Origin of the sequence: Franzmannia pantelleriensis (assembly GCF_900102875.1) — a bacterium.
GTDB lineage: Bacteria > Pseudomonadota > Gammaproteobacteria > Pseudomonadales > Halomonadaceae > Franzmannia > Franzmannia pantelleriensis.
In genome coordinates this window covers 132,983-149,177 of sequence record NZ_FNGH01000010.1, presented here as the reverse complement: position 1 = coordinate 149,177, position 16,195 = coordinate 132,983, and the positions used below count along the sequence as shown (strand labels likewise).

The window sequence follows — 16,195 nt, the reverse complement described above, 5'->3', positions numbered from 1 at the left end:
CTGGCCAAGCATCCTGTCAACAGTACTGCGAAGCGCTGGTCACCTCGCTGCTCGGATGTAGTGTGTCTGAGCCCGCTCGTCAGCAACGAGTGGGCTGCAACAGTGGCACAGGTAAGAAGCGTCAGATGGCCTGGACCCAGCGAGGTTCGGATGTGGGGTGCCATTCGATGGGGCCATCGTCTTCATGCAGGTCGAAGGCTTGGTGTCCGGCGACATGGTTGAGGATCGTTGCCGAGCGCCAGGCCATCAGAGATAGCTGAGGCTCCGCGATGCCGTGGCTGTGACGGCCGGCGTTGACCGCATAGATGCGGTGTGTGGTAGGCCCATCCCAGCTCACTTCGAAATGGGGGCCCAGCATCAGCTCGCCATGGGCATCACGTTCCAGACGCGGGGCCAGGTCGGCGAGACAGTCCGGCAAGTGTGAACAGAAGCCGGTAGCGAAAACGACGACATCGGCATTGAAGCGCTCCCGCCCGCCGGTAAGCCCGTGCGTGGTGGTAAGGGTGAAGCCGAGCCCGCTGCGCTCCAGGGCGATGGCCTCGCGGTGAGGAAAGAGCCGTGCCCAGCGGCGTTCGCCGAGTACGTCGAACCGGTGGTAGAGCTCGCGGTAAAGCGTTTGTAGGGCGGCTGGCGTGATGCCATCACTGGCCAGTTTCTGGGCCGCCACTTCACGCTCACGGATCTCGCGGTGCAGGGCGTGGAAGCTGCGCGTGTAGTCTGGCGTGAAGTACTCGTTGGTGAAGGCGGTTTCATCGAGGGGTTCGAAATTGCGCCGCCGAGAGATCCAGTGCAACTCCCGTGGTTGGCCCCAATGGCCGCGCAGAGCATTGAGGAAGATGTCGGCACCGCTCTGGACCCCGCCGACCACCACCACTCGGCGCTTGTTGAAGTCACGCCGGGTCCTGGCGATCTCGGCGGCGTGCAGGCAGTGGGGGCTACGCAGCGCCTCGGCAAAGTCCGGCAGCCAAGGGCGCTTGCCGGTACCTAGGCAGAGATGGCGGGCGCGGTAGTCACCGGCGTCGGTGCGCAGCCTGAAGCCGCGGCCGTCGAGCTGGACATCTCGTACCGCCTCACCGAGGGCGACGTTGTCCAGGCGACGGGCAGTCCAGCCTAGATAGTCGGAAAATTCGGCACGGCTGACGGTGCCCAGCTCGGCGTTGAGGAAGCGGTAGAGACGACGATGCTCGACCAGGTAGCTGAGGAAGGAGTGGCGGCTGTCCGGTGCCACGGCGGTTACCAGATCCTTGAGGAAACCTGTCTGAAGATGGGTGTCGGGAAGCATCAGCCCAGGGTGCCAAGACGGGTCGCGACGGCGCTCGAAAAAGCGCGTGGCGAGCCGTGGCAGATGAGAGTCGGCCAGCGCAGCGATGCTGAGGTTGAAGGGGCCGGCGCCCAGACCGGCCAGGTCGAGAACGTGGGAGTCAGACATTGGACACCTCCTGTGTCGTGGCGGCACCGACCGTATCGGCCGGCAGACGGACGAAGTACAGCGGGTTGTCGACGCGCAGTTCCATCTCGGCGAGCATGCGTTCCGCGGCCGCGTCGGTAGCGTGCAGGAACTTGGCGCGATTGAGGGTCAGGCGCAGGATGCGCGGGGCGAACAGTTCGAAGCGGATGAAGCGCTCGGCCAATTCGGGATGTCGATCCCGGTAGGCGGCAAGCACGTCGCCACACAGGCGATAGAAGCATGCCTCCGAGACCCCACAGGCTGCGGCGTGAGGGGCGATGAAGCGCAAGGTAGTGACGAAGTGCCCGGTCTGCAGGTCATGGATTAGTTTCTCCGGCGGCAGGCGCACCGTGACGTCCTTGAGCTCGGCGGGCAGGTCGTGGGCCTCGGGAAACTCTTCGTCGACCAGCCGCAGGTCGCCCTGAAAGTCCTTGAGCGCCAGGCGGTGAGGCCAGCCGTCACGCAGGATCAGAGTCAGGTTCTGCCCGTGGGCGATCAATGACACGCCATAGCGGCACATCAGGTGCCACAGCGGCACCAGGGTGACCTCGAACATCCGAGTGAACCAGGCCTGTACCGCCTGAGGGGCGTGAGCGCCGGCGGCCGTCAGGTAGGCGGCGAGCCAGGGTCGCCCGTCCTCGTCGACCTGCATCAGCTCGGCCATCAGCAATGCCTGCTCGTTGGCTGCTAGGCGCGGTGCCAGAGCCTCGCGCCAGATCACTCCAAACAGCTCGCGGTATCGATAGGGCGATTGCGGCAGGTGGGCATACTGCTCATGAGGTAATACGGCTCCCGCAGGTTCGGCGAGGATCTCCAGATTCACGCGGGAGAACTCCTCGTCATCGAGTGCCCGGGCCTTCAGCCAGGCCGAGGCGGCGGGACCGGCGAGCAGAAAGCGCCCGGGGATGCCGCGGTAGCAGGAGGTGTTCATGATGGTCAGCGGCAGCTTGATATCGTAGGCCGCTTGGCGGCTGACGTTGGTCAGGGTGCGCAGCGATTGCTGAGGCACGTAGCTGTCGCCGAACTCGCCGAGGTAGACCAGGCGACGGTGGGCGATGTCGGCGGCGTGCAGGGGGCCGAGCCACTGCTGCCACTGCCAGGGGTGAACCGGCAGCAGCCGATAAATGGCAGGGTCAGTCACTCGCAGGGCAAGGGCCTGGCACAGCCGGGCCTTCTCCGACTCGTCCAGCGCTGAGTCGAGCAGGGGAGCGGCGTCGATGGGGCCGCCGCCACACTCCAGGGCATCACCAGCAATGGCCACCCAGGAGAGACGAAAGGCGTTGCCGTGTTCCGGGGCGTAGCGTGCCAGAGCCTCCAACCCCCAGCCGCGGCGGCCCTTGTTGAACAGGAACTTGGGATGGCCGTCGAGCAGGCGTTGGCGTTGCGGCTCGGGCAGCAGAATGGCCTCATCGGCGCTCAATCCGCGGCAGGTTTCACGCAGCCGACAGTTGGCGCGAAGGGTGGCGAACAGATCCTCCAGGTGTTCGGCGACCTGGGCGTCATTCATGCCGAGCTTCGGCGCCAGGGCGAGGAGGAAATCGGCAGCCTCGAGGGAGGCGCCGTCGGGCGGCACCAAGCTCGTGGGGTCGATTCGGGGCTGCCGCCAGAGGTTGACACTGGCCCGGAAGCGCCAGGCTCCAGCCTCGCCCAGGTCGAGCTGGTGATCGTCGCTGTCGCTCGTCAGGGCGATGACCTGCTCATAGGCCAGCTCGCCGATCATCTTGGCGATCAGCTCGCGATTGACCGTTTCCCAGTGCGGCGCCAGACAGGTGTCGAGCGGTTCCATCACAGCACCTCCCGGAAGAAGCGTTCGCGTTGCCCCATCACTAGGCTGGCGCGCTTGTGAGGAAAGTCGAAGTCACGTAGCCGCGACAGTCCCAGGCGCTCGAGATGGCGGAACAGACGGTGGTTGTCGTGGCGTGGCTCCAGCACCAGGCGGCGGGTGCGCGGCTCGGCGAGGTAGGCATAGTGGGACAGTCCCCCCAGCCAGGCATCAACGAAGCGGGCACCGCGAACATCCTCTTCGCCCACCAGCAGGTGCAGGCCGCGATCGAAAGAGGCCCAGGGATAGTAGGGGGCGAGCCGGTCCTCGGCGGCCCAGTAGAGTTCGAAATAGCCGAAGGGGAGGCCATCGAACTCGCCGATCAGCGGCAGGGTGTGCGGATCGGCGAGGCGCTGCGCGACGAAGTCGGCAAGTTCGTCGGCGGGCCAGGCTTGCTCCCAGAACTCTGCTACCCGCGGCAGATGCATCCAGCGCACGAAGGATTCGAGGTCGCGTTCGGGCTCGATCAGACGCAGAGAAAAGGTGCGTCCTAGGCGTGGATCGGCGCGCCGATAGACGAGGCCGCTGGGCTTGGTAGGACGCCTGGGATGACCGCTCCCGGTATCGAAGGGAGTCTGCTCAGGGCGGACGGGGGGATGCTGCAGCCAGTGCCAGGGTTGCTGGTAGAAGTCGCTACGCAGGATGCGGCCACCGCCGAGTGCCTCTGTCAGCCGAGGCCAGTCGGCATGGTCCTGCCAGTCGGCCGGCTCCAAGACCAGCAGTGCCAGGCCGGGATGGTGGGCGAAGACGGCATCAATGCGCTCGATCAGCGAGCCAGTCGTTGCATCGCGGTTGAGTCGGGCCGCTTCGTCCTGCAGCGGGGCGAGGACGATATCGACAGGCGATTGGGTGTCGAGGGTGAGACTCATGCCGGGGCTCCTTGGTATCGGTTGGTGGCGGGGGCTGCGGCCGCAGCGGGCGCCAGGGGGTTGTCCAGCGACAGATAGAGGCGTGCCGGCTCGGTGAGGGTGGCCTCGTTGATGCCGCTCAGGTAGCAGAAGAAGTTGCCTTTGGCCTCCAGTTGGACGGATTGCAGGGCGTGGTCGAGGCAATCGAGGTCACCGTCGAGTCGTTCACGCAATGCGTTGAGGTGGTCACGCAGGTCGTGTTGCAGGGTGGCTTCATCGATCAAACCATCGGCAGCCAGGGCGCTGGTAACGGCGAAGGTCGAGTTGATCAACAGGTAGTAAAGGAAATAGCGGCGCTGAGTGTCCCGCGCCCAGTAGTTCTCCGGTGGGTGCTCGAGTTGGGGATGTCGTTCGAGGAAGCGGTCACCCACGCCGCTACCCTGGCAGTCGCGGTAGAACATGCCCACCGGCCAGCCATCGTCGAGCCGCAGTACGATGTTCTGCTGGTGCGCCAGGAGCACGATGCCATCCTCCACGGCGAGGCCGAACAAGGGTGTCAGTACATGCCTGCAGAAGGCGGCGAACCAGCCACGCGCCACCTGGGGTAGTGATTCACCCAGAGTCTGTGCCCGGGCGCGCAGGCGCGCTGCGAGCAGCGTCTGGCGGCCGGGGCCGAGCGGCTGCTGCGTCAGGGTGGCCAGCACCACTGTCTCGGTTTCCGCCGCCCCGAGTAGCAGGTTTTCGCGTAGTACCACCAGGCTGGCGGGGTCGACGTCACCCTTGGCATCGAGCCAGCCCAGCCAGGCCGGTTCCTGCATCACGGCGAAACCGGGAAAGCGCCGGGCCATGTCGAGCTCGCGCATCCAGCGGTCCAGATGCAGGCCGCGTCGGACCTCCTTGAGGCTGAGCAGGCGCAGCGAGTTGGTCAGGCGCGCCGACAGCGAGCCCTTGACCATCCAGGGGGCTCGGGGCGCGTAGAGTGAACGGTGCGACGAGGTCGGCAGCCACTCCGCGGCGCTGTTGCCAAGCCACAGCAGTTGACCACGTCGCTCCTGTGCCTGGACCCAGGCTTGGCGGCGCAGCTGCATTGCCTGCCAGGGATGCATGGGCAGGGCGCTGAAGCCGGGCGGCAGGCGGGTGGCCAGGTTCGCTGGCAGCACCTCGAGGGCGAGGTCGGCAGCGGTGATGTCGCGGCTGGAGTCGCCGGCTGCGAGCGGTGGAGCCACCGCCCACCAGGCGAGACCGAAGCGGGCGCGGTGCTCGGGGCAGAAAGCGCGTGCCTCGGCCTCGCTGAACGGGGCCCGGGACTTGGGGGCAGGGTGGAAGGCGTGGCCGGCCAGCAGGCCCTGCTCTGCTTCGGCGAAGGTCAGCGGGCCGTTTTGCAGATGAGCGAGATCGTCCCTGTCGTCGAGACTGGCCCGGGTATTGGCCCGGCTCTCCAGTACCCGCTCGCGGAAGGTGTGGCGGGCGGTGGCGTCGAGCGGTCCCACCAGGGCCGGTGACGCCAGAATGTGCTCCAGGGCGGTGGGGAAGTCGACCGCCTGGGAGGCGCCTTCCTTGAACCACAGGATGGGCCACTGGAAGCGGCATTCGCCGCTGGTACTGCGGTGCTGTAGTCGCAGTTGCAGCTCGCCCTCGGTAATGGGCAGACGGGCTAATTCTCCGTGGCCGGTGGTATCGAGCCGCCAGGCGCAGGTTTCGCGCAGCAGGGCATTGAAGAAGCAGCTCGCGGCCGGGTCGACCTCGTTCAGGGGAGTGGCATCGGTAGTTGTCGCCATGGGAAACCTCCGTGTTGAGAAGCATAAAACTAATGATAAGTATTTACATTGATGTCGTGTCGAGGCTCCTTGCGGCCCGCATGTTGGGCCTGAGTCAGTCGTGGGTCGGCGTGATCTGCGAGGTCGCCGGCATGATCCGGAAGTGGTTCCTGGTCATGGGAACGAACAGCAGGAGGACGCAGGCGGCGGCCAGCGACAGTGGCAACAGGTGAGCGGCGGCGGCCAGGCTGACCGTCAGTGTCGCGGCGCCGTAGCCCAGGGTGTGGGCCATGGCCAGCAAGCCGGCGCTGGCACCCGGGGAGCGCTGACGCGTAGCGGCGTCGGTATATCCGGGCACGGCCAGGGCGGCGCCGACGCTGGCGATCATGACGCCCAGGCCGAAACTGGCCGGGCCGATGGCCATCGTCAGCACTCCGTAACCGGCTACCAGCCCCAACGCCCCCAGAGCCAGTAGGGCATAGCCGGACAGCCGACGGTGACGAGTGATACCTAACTGGATGGTCAGGGAACCCAGTGCACCGAGCGACAGCAGGATCCCCATCAGGTGGCCGGCCCGGGTGGCGTCGATGTCGAGCCTGCCCTGCAGGGCACCGGGAAGGCCCAACTGCATTAGCGATGCTGACATCGCCAGCAGCAGTGCAATGGCCAGGCAGGGCAGCAGGTCGAGGGTGCCGCGTGGCAGTCGAGCGGCTCGACTGGCGGCAGACGGGAGTTGGGGAGTCGGGGCCGGTATCCCCCGGAGCAGCAGCAGGGCCAGCATGCCGCACAGCAGCATCACTACGAAGGGTGCATGGGCGGAAAGGCTCAAGCTGGCGGCGGCAATCAGCGGCCCAAGCAGGCGACCGCTGCTGAGTCCGGCGCTGATGGCAGCCAGTGCCTTGACCCGCTCCTCGCCGTCATGCAAGGCCAGCGACCACTGCTGGCAGGCCGGCACCATGCCCGAGACCGTCAGGCCGTACAGCACCCGTGCTGCCGCCACCAGGGCCAGCAGCGCGCCGTCGCCCAGCCAGCCGTGGGCCGCCGTCCACAGAGCGAAGCCGATCAGGGCGAAGCTGGTTACGTAGCCCAGCAGAGCCTGGATCACCACGCCGCGTGCCCCGTGACGATCGGCGATCCGCCCCCAGAAGGGACTGCCCAGCAGGAACAGCATCGAACCCAGCAGGATCAGACCGGCCCACTGCGACAGTGGCAGGCCGAAGCGCTCCACCAGCACCGGCAGCGCGACCAGTAGGCCGTTCTGGCCGAGGCCGAGCAATGCCGCACAGGCACTGATTCGCCACAGGGGAGGGAAGCGCATGATCGGCTCCTCAGTAAATACAACTGAGAATTATTATTAGTTAAGCAGTTGCCGTCAAGCGCGACAATGTATCGGCTTGTGAAGAGAGCTGGTTTGCGGGCAGGAAAAAGCCCACTGCGAGAGTGGGCTTGAGCGGGCGAGCGGCATCGCAATGAAGACGGGTCAGTAGTCCATCGACCAGGTCAAGCTGTAGGTGCGCCCACGGCCCTGGTAGTCGTAGAGGTATTCCGGGCCATAGTAGGGCGAGTAGAACATCGCCGCGCGCTGGCCCCACACCGTGGAGTAGCTCTCGTCCAGCAGGTTCTGCACGCCGAGGCTGAACTTGCCGAAGTCGGTCTGTCGGCTGAGCGCCAGATCCAGGGTGGTGTTGCCGTCGATCTTGCGCTCGGCGTCATCCTCCAGATCGAAGGTGTGGTTGGCCTGCAGGCGGGCCGAATGGACGTGGTCTCGCCAGCCGACGAAGGCGGTTGCCGAGGAGAGCGAGGCGTAGCGGGCATCGCGCTTTTCCCATCCGCCCTCGTCGTTCTCTTGCTCCGAGCGCACCAGGTGCAGGGTGCCGCCGACTTCGAGGCCGTTCGAGAAGTAGCGGGTCAGGGCACCTTCGAGGCCGTAGTCGCGCTTCCTGTCGTCGACCACGTCGACGCTCAGGTCGCCGCTGTTGATTTCCAGCGCCTTGTCGGACCAGGCGTAATAGACCGCCGCCTGGGCCGCCCAGTCGCCCCCCTGGTAACGCCAGCCGAGTTCGACCTGGTCGGTCTCGATGGCGGAGAGCGGGTTCGCGCCGACGCTGATGCCCGGGCGGCCGTAATACTTGGCCGGATCGGGAAGCTCGAATCCCTGGCTGTAGCGCAGCCAGCTCTGGTGGCCGTTGCCGAAGTCGTGGAGCGCGCTGGCGTTGAGCAGGGTGGCGTCGTAGTCGTTTTCGCCGCCGGGAATGCCGTTGAAGTCGTCGACCTCGACGTCGGAGTGCTGGCGCCGGACACCGGCCGATAGCTTGACGGCATCGGTCGCCTGCCAGTCGAGCTGGGCGAAGGCGGCGAGCGTGTCGATCCGGTAGCCGGGATAGCGTGGTGCGATGCTGGCCTGTTCCTGCACCAGCCCGCCGGTGGCGTCGGATACGGCCTTGTCGAAGGTCATCTGGCTAGCGTCGAAGCTCTCGCGATCGACATCCAGGCCGTAGATGAGGCCGATACGCTCGTTCAGCCGTGCATCGAACAGCGCCTTGAGGCCGCTGAGCTCAGTGTTCTGCTGGGAGGCGCGGAACTCGGAGCCGCCGGCGACCGGGTAGGGGAAGGCCTGGAAGCTGGCTTCCTCCTCGCGATGGAAGGCCTGCAGATAGAAGTTCTGCCCCAGCAGGTCGGCGTGGTGGTACTGCAGGTTGACCATCTTGCGATCGGTGGCTGGGTCGCGGTCGGAACGATAGCCGTCACGGATCTCGGCGTCCGCCAGACTGGGGCTGGCAGCGTCCAGGTGTGGGAAGTAGACCCCACGATCTCCCTCGTAGCCAGAGCGGTAGAGCTGGGCGGCGAGTTCCAGAGTTTGAGCGTCATTCAACTGGAAGGTGAGGTTGCCCAGCACGTCGATGCTGCGGTTGTCCTGCAGGTCGGTCTGAGCGAGATCGGGGAAGATCTCATTGCCGCGGCCGTCGAATTGGCGGCCATTGTCCTGAAAGGCGGTGCCGAGATAGGCTTGCACCCGGTCGTTGCCACCGCTGACCGACTGAGCGATCCGCCGGTCGAGATCACTGCTGCGATTGAAGCCGGTGGTGACCCCGACCTCGGTGCGCCAATCCGGGCCGCCGGCCCGACCCTTGCGGGTGATTATATTGACGATGCCACCAGTGGCGCCGCCGCCATACAGACTGCTGGCCCCGGATAGCACCTCGACGCGTTCGATATTGAAGGGATCGATGGCATCGAACTGGCGGGACAGGCCCCGCGAGCTGTTCATCGACATGCCGTCGATCAACACCTGTACGCTGCGGCCGCGCAGGTTCTGGCCATAGTTGGTGCGCCCCTCGGGGGCCATGTCGAGACTGGGCACGAGCCTGCCCAGAGACGTCTTGAGGTCGGCGCCGGCTTCGAGCTGCTGCTGTAGTTCCTCCTTTTCGATAATCCACACCGCGCCGGGGATCTGACTGATCTGAGTGGGAGTACGTGACCCCACCACGACCATGGTTTCCTGCGGCTCCTGAGCGTGAAGGGGCATGGTCGCCGAGCCGGCGGCTATGGCGAAACTGAGGATCATTAACTTCTTCATGGGGTTCCCTTGCCTGTAAAAGGTGAATGGTTATTGCTTTAAACAAGTGAGAATATCATTGCTAAAAATAATATCAATGACACTCATTCTCATTTGATGCATAGATAGAGCGACGACGTCTTCGAGCTTGGGCTCATCGACTCGACCTTCGAGCCTGGCGAGATCGTCTTTCTGGTAGGGGGCAGCGGCAAAGATCACCCTGGCTGGACTGCATCTGCAGCACAAGGTACGGGTCGAGCACGGCGCCTTCTCCACCCAGGCGCTGTCCCAGGGCCAGCGCAAACGCCTGGCGCTGGTGGTGGCCTATCTGGAGGATCGCCCCTTCCTGGTCTTCGACGAGTGGGCGGCGGATCAGGATCCGCTGTTCAAGGAGGTGTTCTACCGCGAGGTGTTGCCGGAGTTGAAACGCATGGGCAAGGCGGTGCTGGTGATCTCCCACGACGACCGCTACTTCCCCCTCGCTGACCGGCTGGTGCGGCTGGAGAGCGGCAAGCTCAGATTGGCCGAACCCTCTGCGAGTGAAGCATCGGTGTCGCCGGTGGCCTCGTAGACGACGAGCTGATGGGCAGTTGATGACTCGCCTTCAGACGCAGGCAAGTTCCATTCTATGACTGCTTGCGCAATCAGCACGCCACAGCAATACGATGCTCGCCATTGGGGTGAGGCATCACCTGCATCGGTAGACCGTAGATGGCTTCCAGGGTGGCGTCGGTCATCATTTCCGCGGGGGAGCCGTGGGCCAGCACCCGGCCGCTGTGCAAGGCGAGCAGTTCGTCGCAGTAGCGCGAGGCCATATTGATGTCGTGGAGCACGATGATCACGCACAGCTTGAGTTCGTCGCACAGCTTGCGGATCAGTGCCAGCACTTCCATCTGATGGGAGATATCCAGTGCGGCCAGCGGCTCGTCGAGCAGCAGGAAGCGACTCTCCTGAGCCAGCAGCATGGCCAGCCACACCCGCTGGCGTTCGCCACCGGAGAGGGTATCCACCAGCCGGTCGGCGAAATCCTCGGTGTGGCTGAGTTCGATGGCGCGCTCGACGGCGGCCTTGTCCTCTTGGGTGTGGCGGCCCAGCAGCCCATGCCAGGGGTAACGCCCGAAGCTGATCAGCTCGCGCCCGATGAGATTCTCGGCGCTCGGCAGGTGCTGGGGCAGATAGGCCACCCGGCGGGCAAACTCACGCTGGCCCCAGTCACTTACTGGGCGGCCATCCAGCATCACCTCGCCTTGGCTGACGGGCTGCTGCTGGGCGAGCAGCTTGATCAGGGTCGATTTCCCTGAGCCGTTATGGCCGATCAAGCCGTAGATCTTGCCCTCTTCGAAACGGTGCTCCACGGGATGCAGCAGGCACTTGCCATTGACTTCGAAGGTAGCGCCCTTGACCTCGAACATGATGGTTTCCTTGCGCGGGTAGTCGATCCCTATAGAGTAAACGAGAATCGTTGGCGTTATCTACCGTGTTTGACTGCCTTGGGTGAATATCCGAAGAAACGCGCGAAGGCCGTGCTGAAGTTGGCAGCTGGCCTTTACCAACCCAGCCAACCACGCAGCCGCTGGCGAGGAGATGAGGAGGCGGCGCTGGTGCGCTGTGTGCTATTCGAAAGTTGTGCGGTAGCTTCCTTGAGCGGTGCCATGATCGCCGACAGATGGTGCTGGCAGAGTTGCCGGTTGAGGGCCGCGGGGCACTGTGCCATCAGCAGGCCGCAGTGGTAAATCGCGGTATCCAGTGGCTGGTTGACCTCTTTGAAGGGCGCCGCCTCCTGACGGCAGCGCTGCAGCTCACCCAGCAGCATGCGCAGCGTCTGAGCATCCAGCCAGCAGGGCGTGTCGTCGCCCCGCGGTGAGGTGGCGACCGAATTCTGGATCGCCTGGAAGGAGACGTGCAGAAAAACGCATGTGTAGTACAGCTGGGAGCGTTCCGCGTTCATAGAGCACCATAGATCATCTCAATGAGACTGATTTGCATTCTGGTCCTTGGTAGCGGTTATGTCAAACCTGCCGCGTTGCGCCATTTCGTAATGCGACCTCATATCGTATGCGTATTTCAATGATAATCGTTTTCAATTAAAATATGGCCCGGCTGAATCGTCTATGCAAAGGGGGCAGAACGCATGACTGAAGGTAGCTTGTGCCACCGGCGGGAACAGGGGCAGTGGGCATGACGGGGTACGCGATGCGCAGGGGCGCGCCGGCACTTGCCTGCTGGCTGCTGAGCCTGCCGCTGGTGGTGCTGTTCTGGCTGGGCCTGGAGGCCCAGGGCGGTATGGCGTTGGGCTTCAAGGCGCTGTTGTCGCCTTCGTTCGAGGACGTCGACCAACTGCTGCTGCACTATGCGTGGTGGCCACGGCTCTCGGTTGCGCTGCTGGCCGGCGGCGGCCTGGCGCTGGCTGGAGTGCTGATGCAGCAGGTGCTGCGCAACCCGCTGGCGTCGCCTACCACCCTGGGGGTGGCCTCGGGGGCCAACCTGGCGTTGATGACGGCGACCCTGCTGGCGCCGGGGCTGCTGGCCGTTGGCCGCGAGTGGGTGGCGCTGGCCGGTGGTGCGTTGGCGGTGGGGCTGGTGTTCATGCTGGCCTGGCGGCGCGGTTTGGCGCCGATCGTGGTGGTGCTGGCCGGGCTGGTGGTGAACCTCTACCTGGGCGCGTTGGCCACGGCGCTGCTGCTGTTCAATCATGAGGCGCTGTCGGGGCTGTTGATCTGGGGCGCCGGCTCACTGGCTCAGAATGGCTGGGATGGCGTGGCGATTCTGTGGCCGCGGATGGCCATCGGCTGCGTGCTGGCCTGGTTCCTGCTGCGCCCGTTGGCGGTGCTGGAACTGGACGATGCCAGCGCCAAGAGCCTGGGGGTGTCGCTTACCCATCTGCGCTTTGCGGGCATGGGGCTGGCGGTCTTCATCACCGGCAGTATCGTCAGCGTGGTGGGCATCATCGGCTTTATCGGCTTGGCCGCGCCCAATATCGTGCGCCTGGCGGGGGCGCGTCGCCTCAGCGAGCGCTTGCTGTGGGGCACGCTGCTGGGGGCGGTGCTGCTGGCCACCACGGACCTGCTGCTGCAGAACTTCAGCGGCTTGGTGCCGATGCTGATTCCTACCGGTGCGGTGACCGGCGCCCTGGGGGCGCCGCTGTTAATGTGGCTGATCCCACGCCTCAAGTTGCACGGCAACAAGGCGCCCCAGCCGTCGGCGGTGATCGCGAGCCGGCATCCTGCTCCCGGCCGCCTGGCCACGCGCCTGGTCATTGGCCTGCTGTTGGCTGCCGCCCTGGGCCTGCTACTGGGGCAGGGAGTGAATGGCTGGTACTGGCTGTCGCCGGATAACTGGAACGTGATGCAGTGGCGTATGCCCCGGGTGCTGGCGGCGGCGGCCAGCGGCTTGATGCTGGCAGTGGCCGGCACCTTGTTGCAGCGCCTCTCCGCCAACCCCATGGCCAGCCCCGAGGTACTGGGTATCAGCGGTGGCTGTGCGATTGCCCTGATCCTGGGGATCTTCCTGCTGCCCGCGCCGACCAGCGGTATGCTGGTCGGGGTCGGCACCCTGGGGGCCTTTGCCACGCTGCTGATCCTGGTGGCACTCAATCGCCGCAGCGGCTTCGTACCGGAGCGCCTGCTGCTCACCGGGGTAGCGGTCACGGCGCTGTTCGATGCGGTGCGCAGCGTGATGCTGGCAGGCGGTGATCCCCGTGGGCAGCAGGTGATCGCCTGGCTGGCGGGCTCCACCTATTACGTCGATCTTACCAGCGCCCTGGTGGTCGGGACGCTGGCCGCGTTACTCACGCTGTGCACCCTGCCGCTGACCCGCTGGCTGGACATTCTCCCCCTGGGGGCGCCCACCACGCTGGCGCTGGGTATTGCCCTCAATCGTGCTCGCCTGGTGCTGCTGCTGCTGGTGGCCCTGCTCACGGCCTGCGCCACCCTGGTGGTGGGGCCGCTCTCCTTCGTCGGGCTGTTGGCGCCGCACATGGCCAGGTTGCTGGGGCTGTCACGCGCCCGCCATCACCTGCTGGGGGCGGCACTGGTGGGCATGCTGCTGATGGTGCTGGCCGACTGGCTGGGTCGCCAGGTGATCTTCCCCTACGACATGCCGGCCGGGCTGGTCGCGTCGCTGATCGGTGGCGCCTACTTCATGTGGGGGCTGCGCAGGCTGTGAGGTGTGGCCGCCCATGGGCAGCCGGAGATGATGGTGCGCTGAAAGAGAGGAGGCGGATATGACAGGGATGGCGGAGTTGCCGGTGTACCGCAACGATGCTGCCGAGGCGCTGCTGTCACTCTATCGGCAGCCACCCCTCGATAGGCTCAAGGCGCCCCGCTTTGGGGTGCCAGAGGTACCGACTACCGCGATGTCCGACCTGCTCGAGCCTGGGATGCTGGAGGAGACGATACGCCGCTTTACAGCCACTTTCGGCGAGGGGGCCGACCGCAAGGCGGCGGCCTCGATCTGGTCGAAACACCACTTCAGCGGCGTCTCGATCCCCACCCTGGCGGCCAATCTGCTGCTAGGGCAGGCGCTGCCGGTAGGTCTCGAGCAGATGCGCCTCGAGCTTGGCGACAAGGGGCAGCCGGCGCATATCTGGCTACCAGATGGCGGCGAACCGCTGCCTTCGCAGCTCCCCTCGGCGCGCTTTGACTATCTGTTCGACGCGCACTGCGCGCCGCTGATCGAGGCGCTGGCAGCGGTCTCCGGTCCGGCGCCCAAGGTGTTCTGGAGCAACCTGGGGCACTACGTGGAGTTCGTGGGGAAGACCTGCTCGCAGCATCCTGAATTTAGCGGGGCGGGGGAGCCGCTATTGCGCTATCTCGACACCAAGACGCTCGCTGACGGGCGTCGCAATCCGCTCTACCAGCCGGTGCGCTATCTCGAGCTGGGCGGTGAGCCCCCTACCCGGGTGCGGCGACTCTGCTGCGTCAAGTATCGGCTGCCCGATGAGCCGCTGTGCGGCGGCTGCCCGCTGAAGCCGGAAAACAAGCCGGCCAAGAAACGCCGTTAAGGCGGCGCGACACGCTGCTGCGCGTTCAACTCTTTGGAGGAGCCAAGGGTAATGGAGCTGTTCAGGATCGTATGGCGGGATTACCGCTGGCCATTCGTGGCCGTGGTGGTGCTGAGCTTGGCCAGTGCAGGGCTAGGCATTGGGGTCATCGCCTTTATCAATCAGCGGCTGCTGGGTATCTTTCCCGACCCCTGGCGAATCCTGCCGGAGTTCCTGGGCCTGATCGCGCTGTTGTTGGTGATCACCCTCGCCTCGCAGTTGGCCCTGACCACCCTGGGCCATCACTTCGTGTTCCGGCTGCGCGGGCAGTTGATCAAGCGCATCCTGGATACCGACATCGAGCGCGTCGAGCAGATCGGCAGCGCCCGCCTGCTGGCTAGCCTGTCTACCGATGTGCGCTATATCACCGTAGCCTTCGTGCGCTTGCCGGAGCTGGTGCAGGGTGGGGTGCTGACCGTGGGGGCCTGCCTCTACCTGGGCTGGCTGTCGCCCTCGATACTGGCGGTGACGGTGTTATGGACCGCGGTCACCGTGGCGGTCTGCATGCGCCTTGTCACCTGGGTCTACCAGCATATGGCCAAGCTGCGCGAGGTCGAGGACCGGCTCTACGCGGACTATCAGTCGGTGATCGAGGGGCGCAAGGAGCTGGCGCTCAACCGCGACCGGGCCAAGTGGCTCTATCGTGACGTCTATACGCTCAATGCCGATGCCTATCGGCACCATATCGTGCGCGGCGACACCTACCACCTCAGCGCGATCAACTGGTTCAATATCATGATGCTGGGCGCTATCGGCGTGGTGTTCTTTCTGGCCAATGGCCTGGGCTGGGCGTCGGTGCAGGTGGCGACCACGTTCTCGCTCACGCTGCTCTTTCTGCGTGCCCCCTTGATCCAGGCGGTGGGGGCCGTGCCGACGCTGATCAACGCCCGGGTGGCGTTCGAGAAGCTGAGCTCGCTGGCCCTGGCGGATTACCGCGATAGCTTCGATAGCGATACTCGGCGCCATGGCTGGCAGGAGATCGTCCTCGAGCAGGTGACCTACCGCTATCCTGAAGAGGAGGCGCGGCCGGGCTTTGCGATAGGGCCTATCGACCTGACCCTGCGGCGCGGCGAGGTGGTGTTTCTGATAGGCGGCAACGGCAGTGGCAAGTCGACCCTGGCGCGCTTGCTCACCGGGCTCTATCAGCCTCAGAGCGGAGTGGTGCGGGTCGATGGCCGGGCACTGCAGGCGCCGGACTGGGTGACCTACCGCCAGCACTTCTCGGCGATCTACACCGACCTGCACCTGTTCGACCGCCTGATGGGGCCGGGGGGCGAGTCGCCTGATGCGTCGCTGGTGGAGGAGTGGCTGGCCGCTCTGGGTATGCACAGCAAGCTCGACATCGAAGACGATCGCGTCACCAATATCAATCTCTCCCAGGGGCAGCGCAAGCGCCTGGCGATGCTGTTGGCGGTGGCCGAGCACCGCGACCTACTGCTGCTCGACGAGTGGGCCGCCGACCAGGACCCGCAGTTCCGGCGGGTTTTCTATCGCGAGCTGTTGCCGCGCCTGCGGGCATTGGGCAAGACACTAGTAGTGATCAGCCACGATGACCACTATTTCGACCAGGCCGACCGCCTGTTGGAGATGCGTGGCGGTCAGCTACATGAGCTGACCGGAGAGGAGCGTAAGGCGGCAAGCAGGGATGCAGTCGCCAGGGTGGAGCAGTAGGCGCCGGTATGACGAGCCGTTGGGTTAACACTGCAAGGCGCCAAGCGGCGTAA

General features: G+C 65.2%; 12 protein-coding genes. 4 read left to right on the top strand and 8 right to left on the bottom strand.

Features of this window, described 5'->3' with window-relative positions:
- Positions 1–121 precede the first annotated feature (121 nt).
- From BLT16_RS13940 to BLT16_RS13915, 6 genes are all read right to left on the bottom strand, one after another.
- Positions 122–1,429 (bottom strand): lysine N(6)-hydroxylase/L-ornithine N(5)-oxygenase family protein, encoded by a 1,308-nt coding sequence (locus tag BLT16_RS13940; protein ID WP_089659112.1) that lies wholly within the window; start codon positions 1,427–1,429, stop codon positions 122–124.
- Positions 1,422–3,233, bottom strand: a complete 1,812-nt coding sequence (locus tag BLT16_RS13935) for an IucA/IucC family protein (protein ID WP_218124455.1) — start codon at positions 3,231–3,233, stop codon at positions 1,422–1,424. Before BLT16_RS13935 ends, BLT16_RS13940 begins: the two co-directional genes overlap by 8 nt.
- On the bottom strand, positions 3,233–4,138 hold the full coding sequence (locus tag BLT16_RS13930; RefSeq protein ID WP_089659111.1) for a GNAT family N-acetyltransferase: 906 nt from the start codon (positions 4,136–4,138) through the stop codon (positions 3,233–3,235). The genes BLT16_RS13935 and BLT16_RS13930 overlap by 1 nt, the downstream gene beginning before the upstream one ends.
- Positions 4,135–5,895 carry an IucA/IucC family protein gene (locus BLT16_RS13925; protein WP_089659110.1) on the bottom strand — a complete coding sequence of 587 codons (1,761 nt, stop codon included), beginning with the start codon at positions 5,893–5,895 and terminating at the stop codon, positions 4,135–4,137. Before BLT16_RS13925 ends, BLT16_RS13930 begins: the two co-directional genes overlap by 4 nt.
- A gap of 94 nt (positions 5,896–5,989) precedes the next feature.
- Complete coding sequence (locus tag BLT16_RS13920; protein WP_089659109.1) at positions 5,990–7,192, bottom strand: MFS transporter; 1,203 nt, start codon at positions 7,190–7,192, stop codon at positions 5,990–5,992.
- A gap of 162 nt (positions 7,193–7,354) precedes the next feature.
- The gene (locus tag BLT16_RS13915; protein WP_089659108.1) at positions 7,355–9,451 is read right to left on the bottom strand and encodes a TonB-dependent receptor; all 2,097 of its coding nucleotides are present in this window, start codon (positions 9,449–9,451) and stop codon (positions 7,355–7,357) included.
- A gap of 298 nt (positions 9,452–9,749) precedes the next feature.
- Here BLT16_RS13915 and BLT16_RS13910 point away from each other — a divergent pair, with 298 nt between their 5' ends.
- The gene (locus tag BLT16_RS13910; RefSeq protein ID WP_340148264.1) at positions 9,750–10,001 is read left to right on the top strand and encodes a hypothetical protein; all 252 of its coding nucleotides are present in this window, start codon (positions 9,750–9,752) and stop codon (positions 9,999–10,001) included.
- Positions 10,002–10,074: 73 nt separating this feature from the next.
- On the opposite strand, the gene BLT16_RS13905 is transcribed toward BLT16_RS13910, so the two are convergent.
- A complete protein-coding gene (locus BLT16_RS13905; RefSeq protein WP_089659107.1) occupies positions 10,075–10,842 on the bottom strand; it encodes an ABC transporter ATP-binding protein in 768 nt (255 codons plus the stop codon).
- Positions 10,843–10,976: 134 nt separating this feature from the next.
- The gene (locus BLT16_RS13900; RefSeq protein WP_089659106.1) at positions 10,977–11,378 is read right to left on the bottom strand and encodes a hypothetical protein; all 402 of its coding nucleotides are present in this window, start codon (positions 11,376–11,378) and stop codon (positions 10,977–10,979) included.
- A 230-nt stretch (positions 11,379–11,608) separates the two neighbouring features.
- On the opposite strand from BLT16_RS13900, the gene fhuB reads away from it, so the two are divergent.
- The 3 genes from fhuB to BLT16_RS13885 are packed head-to-tail and all read left to right on the top strand — an operon-like array spanning position 11,609 to position 16,142.
- Positions 11,609–13,594 carry a Fe(3+)-hydroxamate ABC transporter permease FhuB gene (fhuB, locus tag BLT16_RS13895; RefSeq protein WP_089659105.1) on the top strand — a complete coding sequence of 662 codons (1,986 nt, stop codon included), beginning with the start codon at positions 11,609–11,611 and terminating at the stop codon, positions 13,592–13,594.
- A gap of 58 nt (positions 13,595–13,652) precedes the next feature.
- Complete coding sequence (gene fhuF / locus BLT16_RS13890; RefSeq protein WP_089659104.1) at positions 13,653–14,432, top strand: siderophore-iron reductase FhuF; 780 nt, start codon at positions 13,653–13,655, stop codon at positions 14,430–14,432.
- 51 nt (positions 14,433–14,483) lie between these two features.
- Positions 14,484–16,142 carry a multidrug ABC transporter permease/ATP-binding protein gene (locus BLT16_RS13885; protein WP_089659103.1) on the top strand — a complete coding sequence of 553 codons (1,659 nt, stop codon included), beginning with the start codon at positions 14,484–14,486 and terminating at the stop codon, positions 16,140–16,142.
- Positions 16,143–16,195 lie beyond the last annotated feature (53 nt).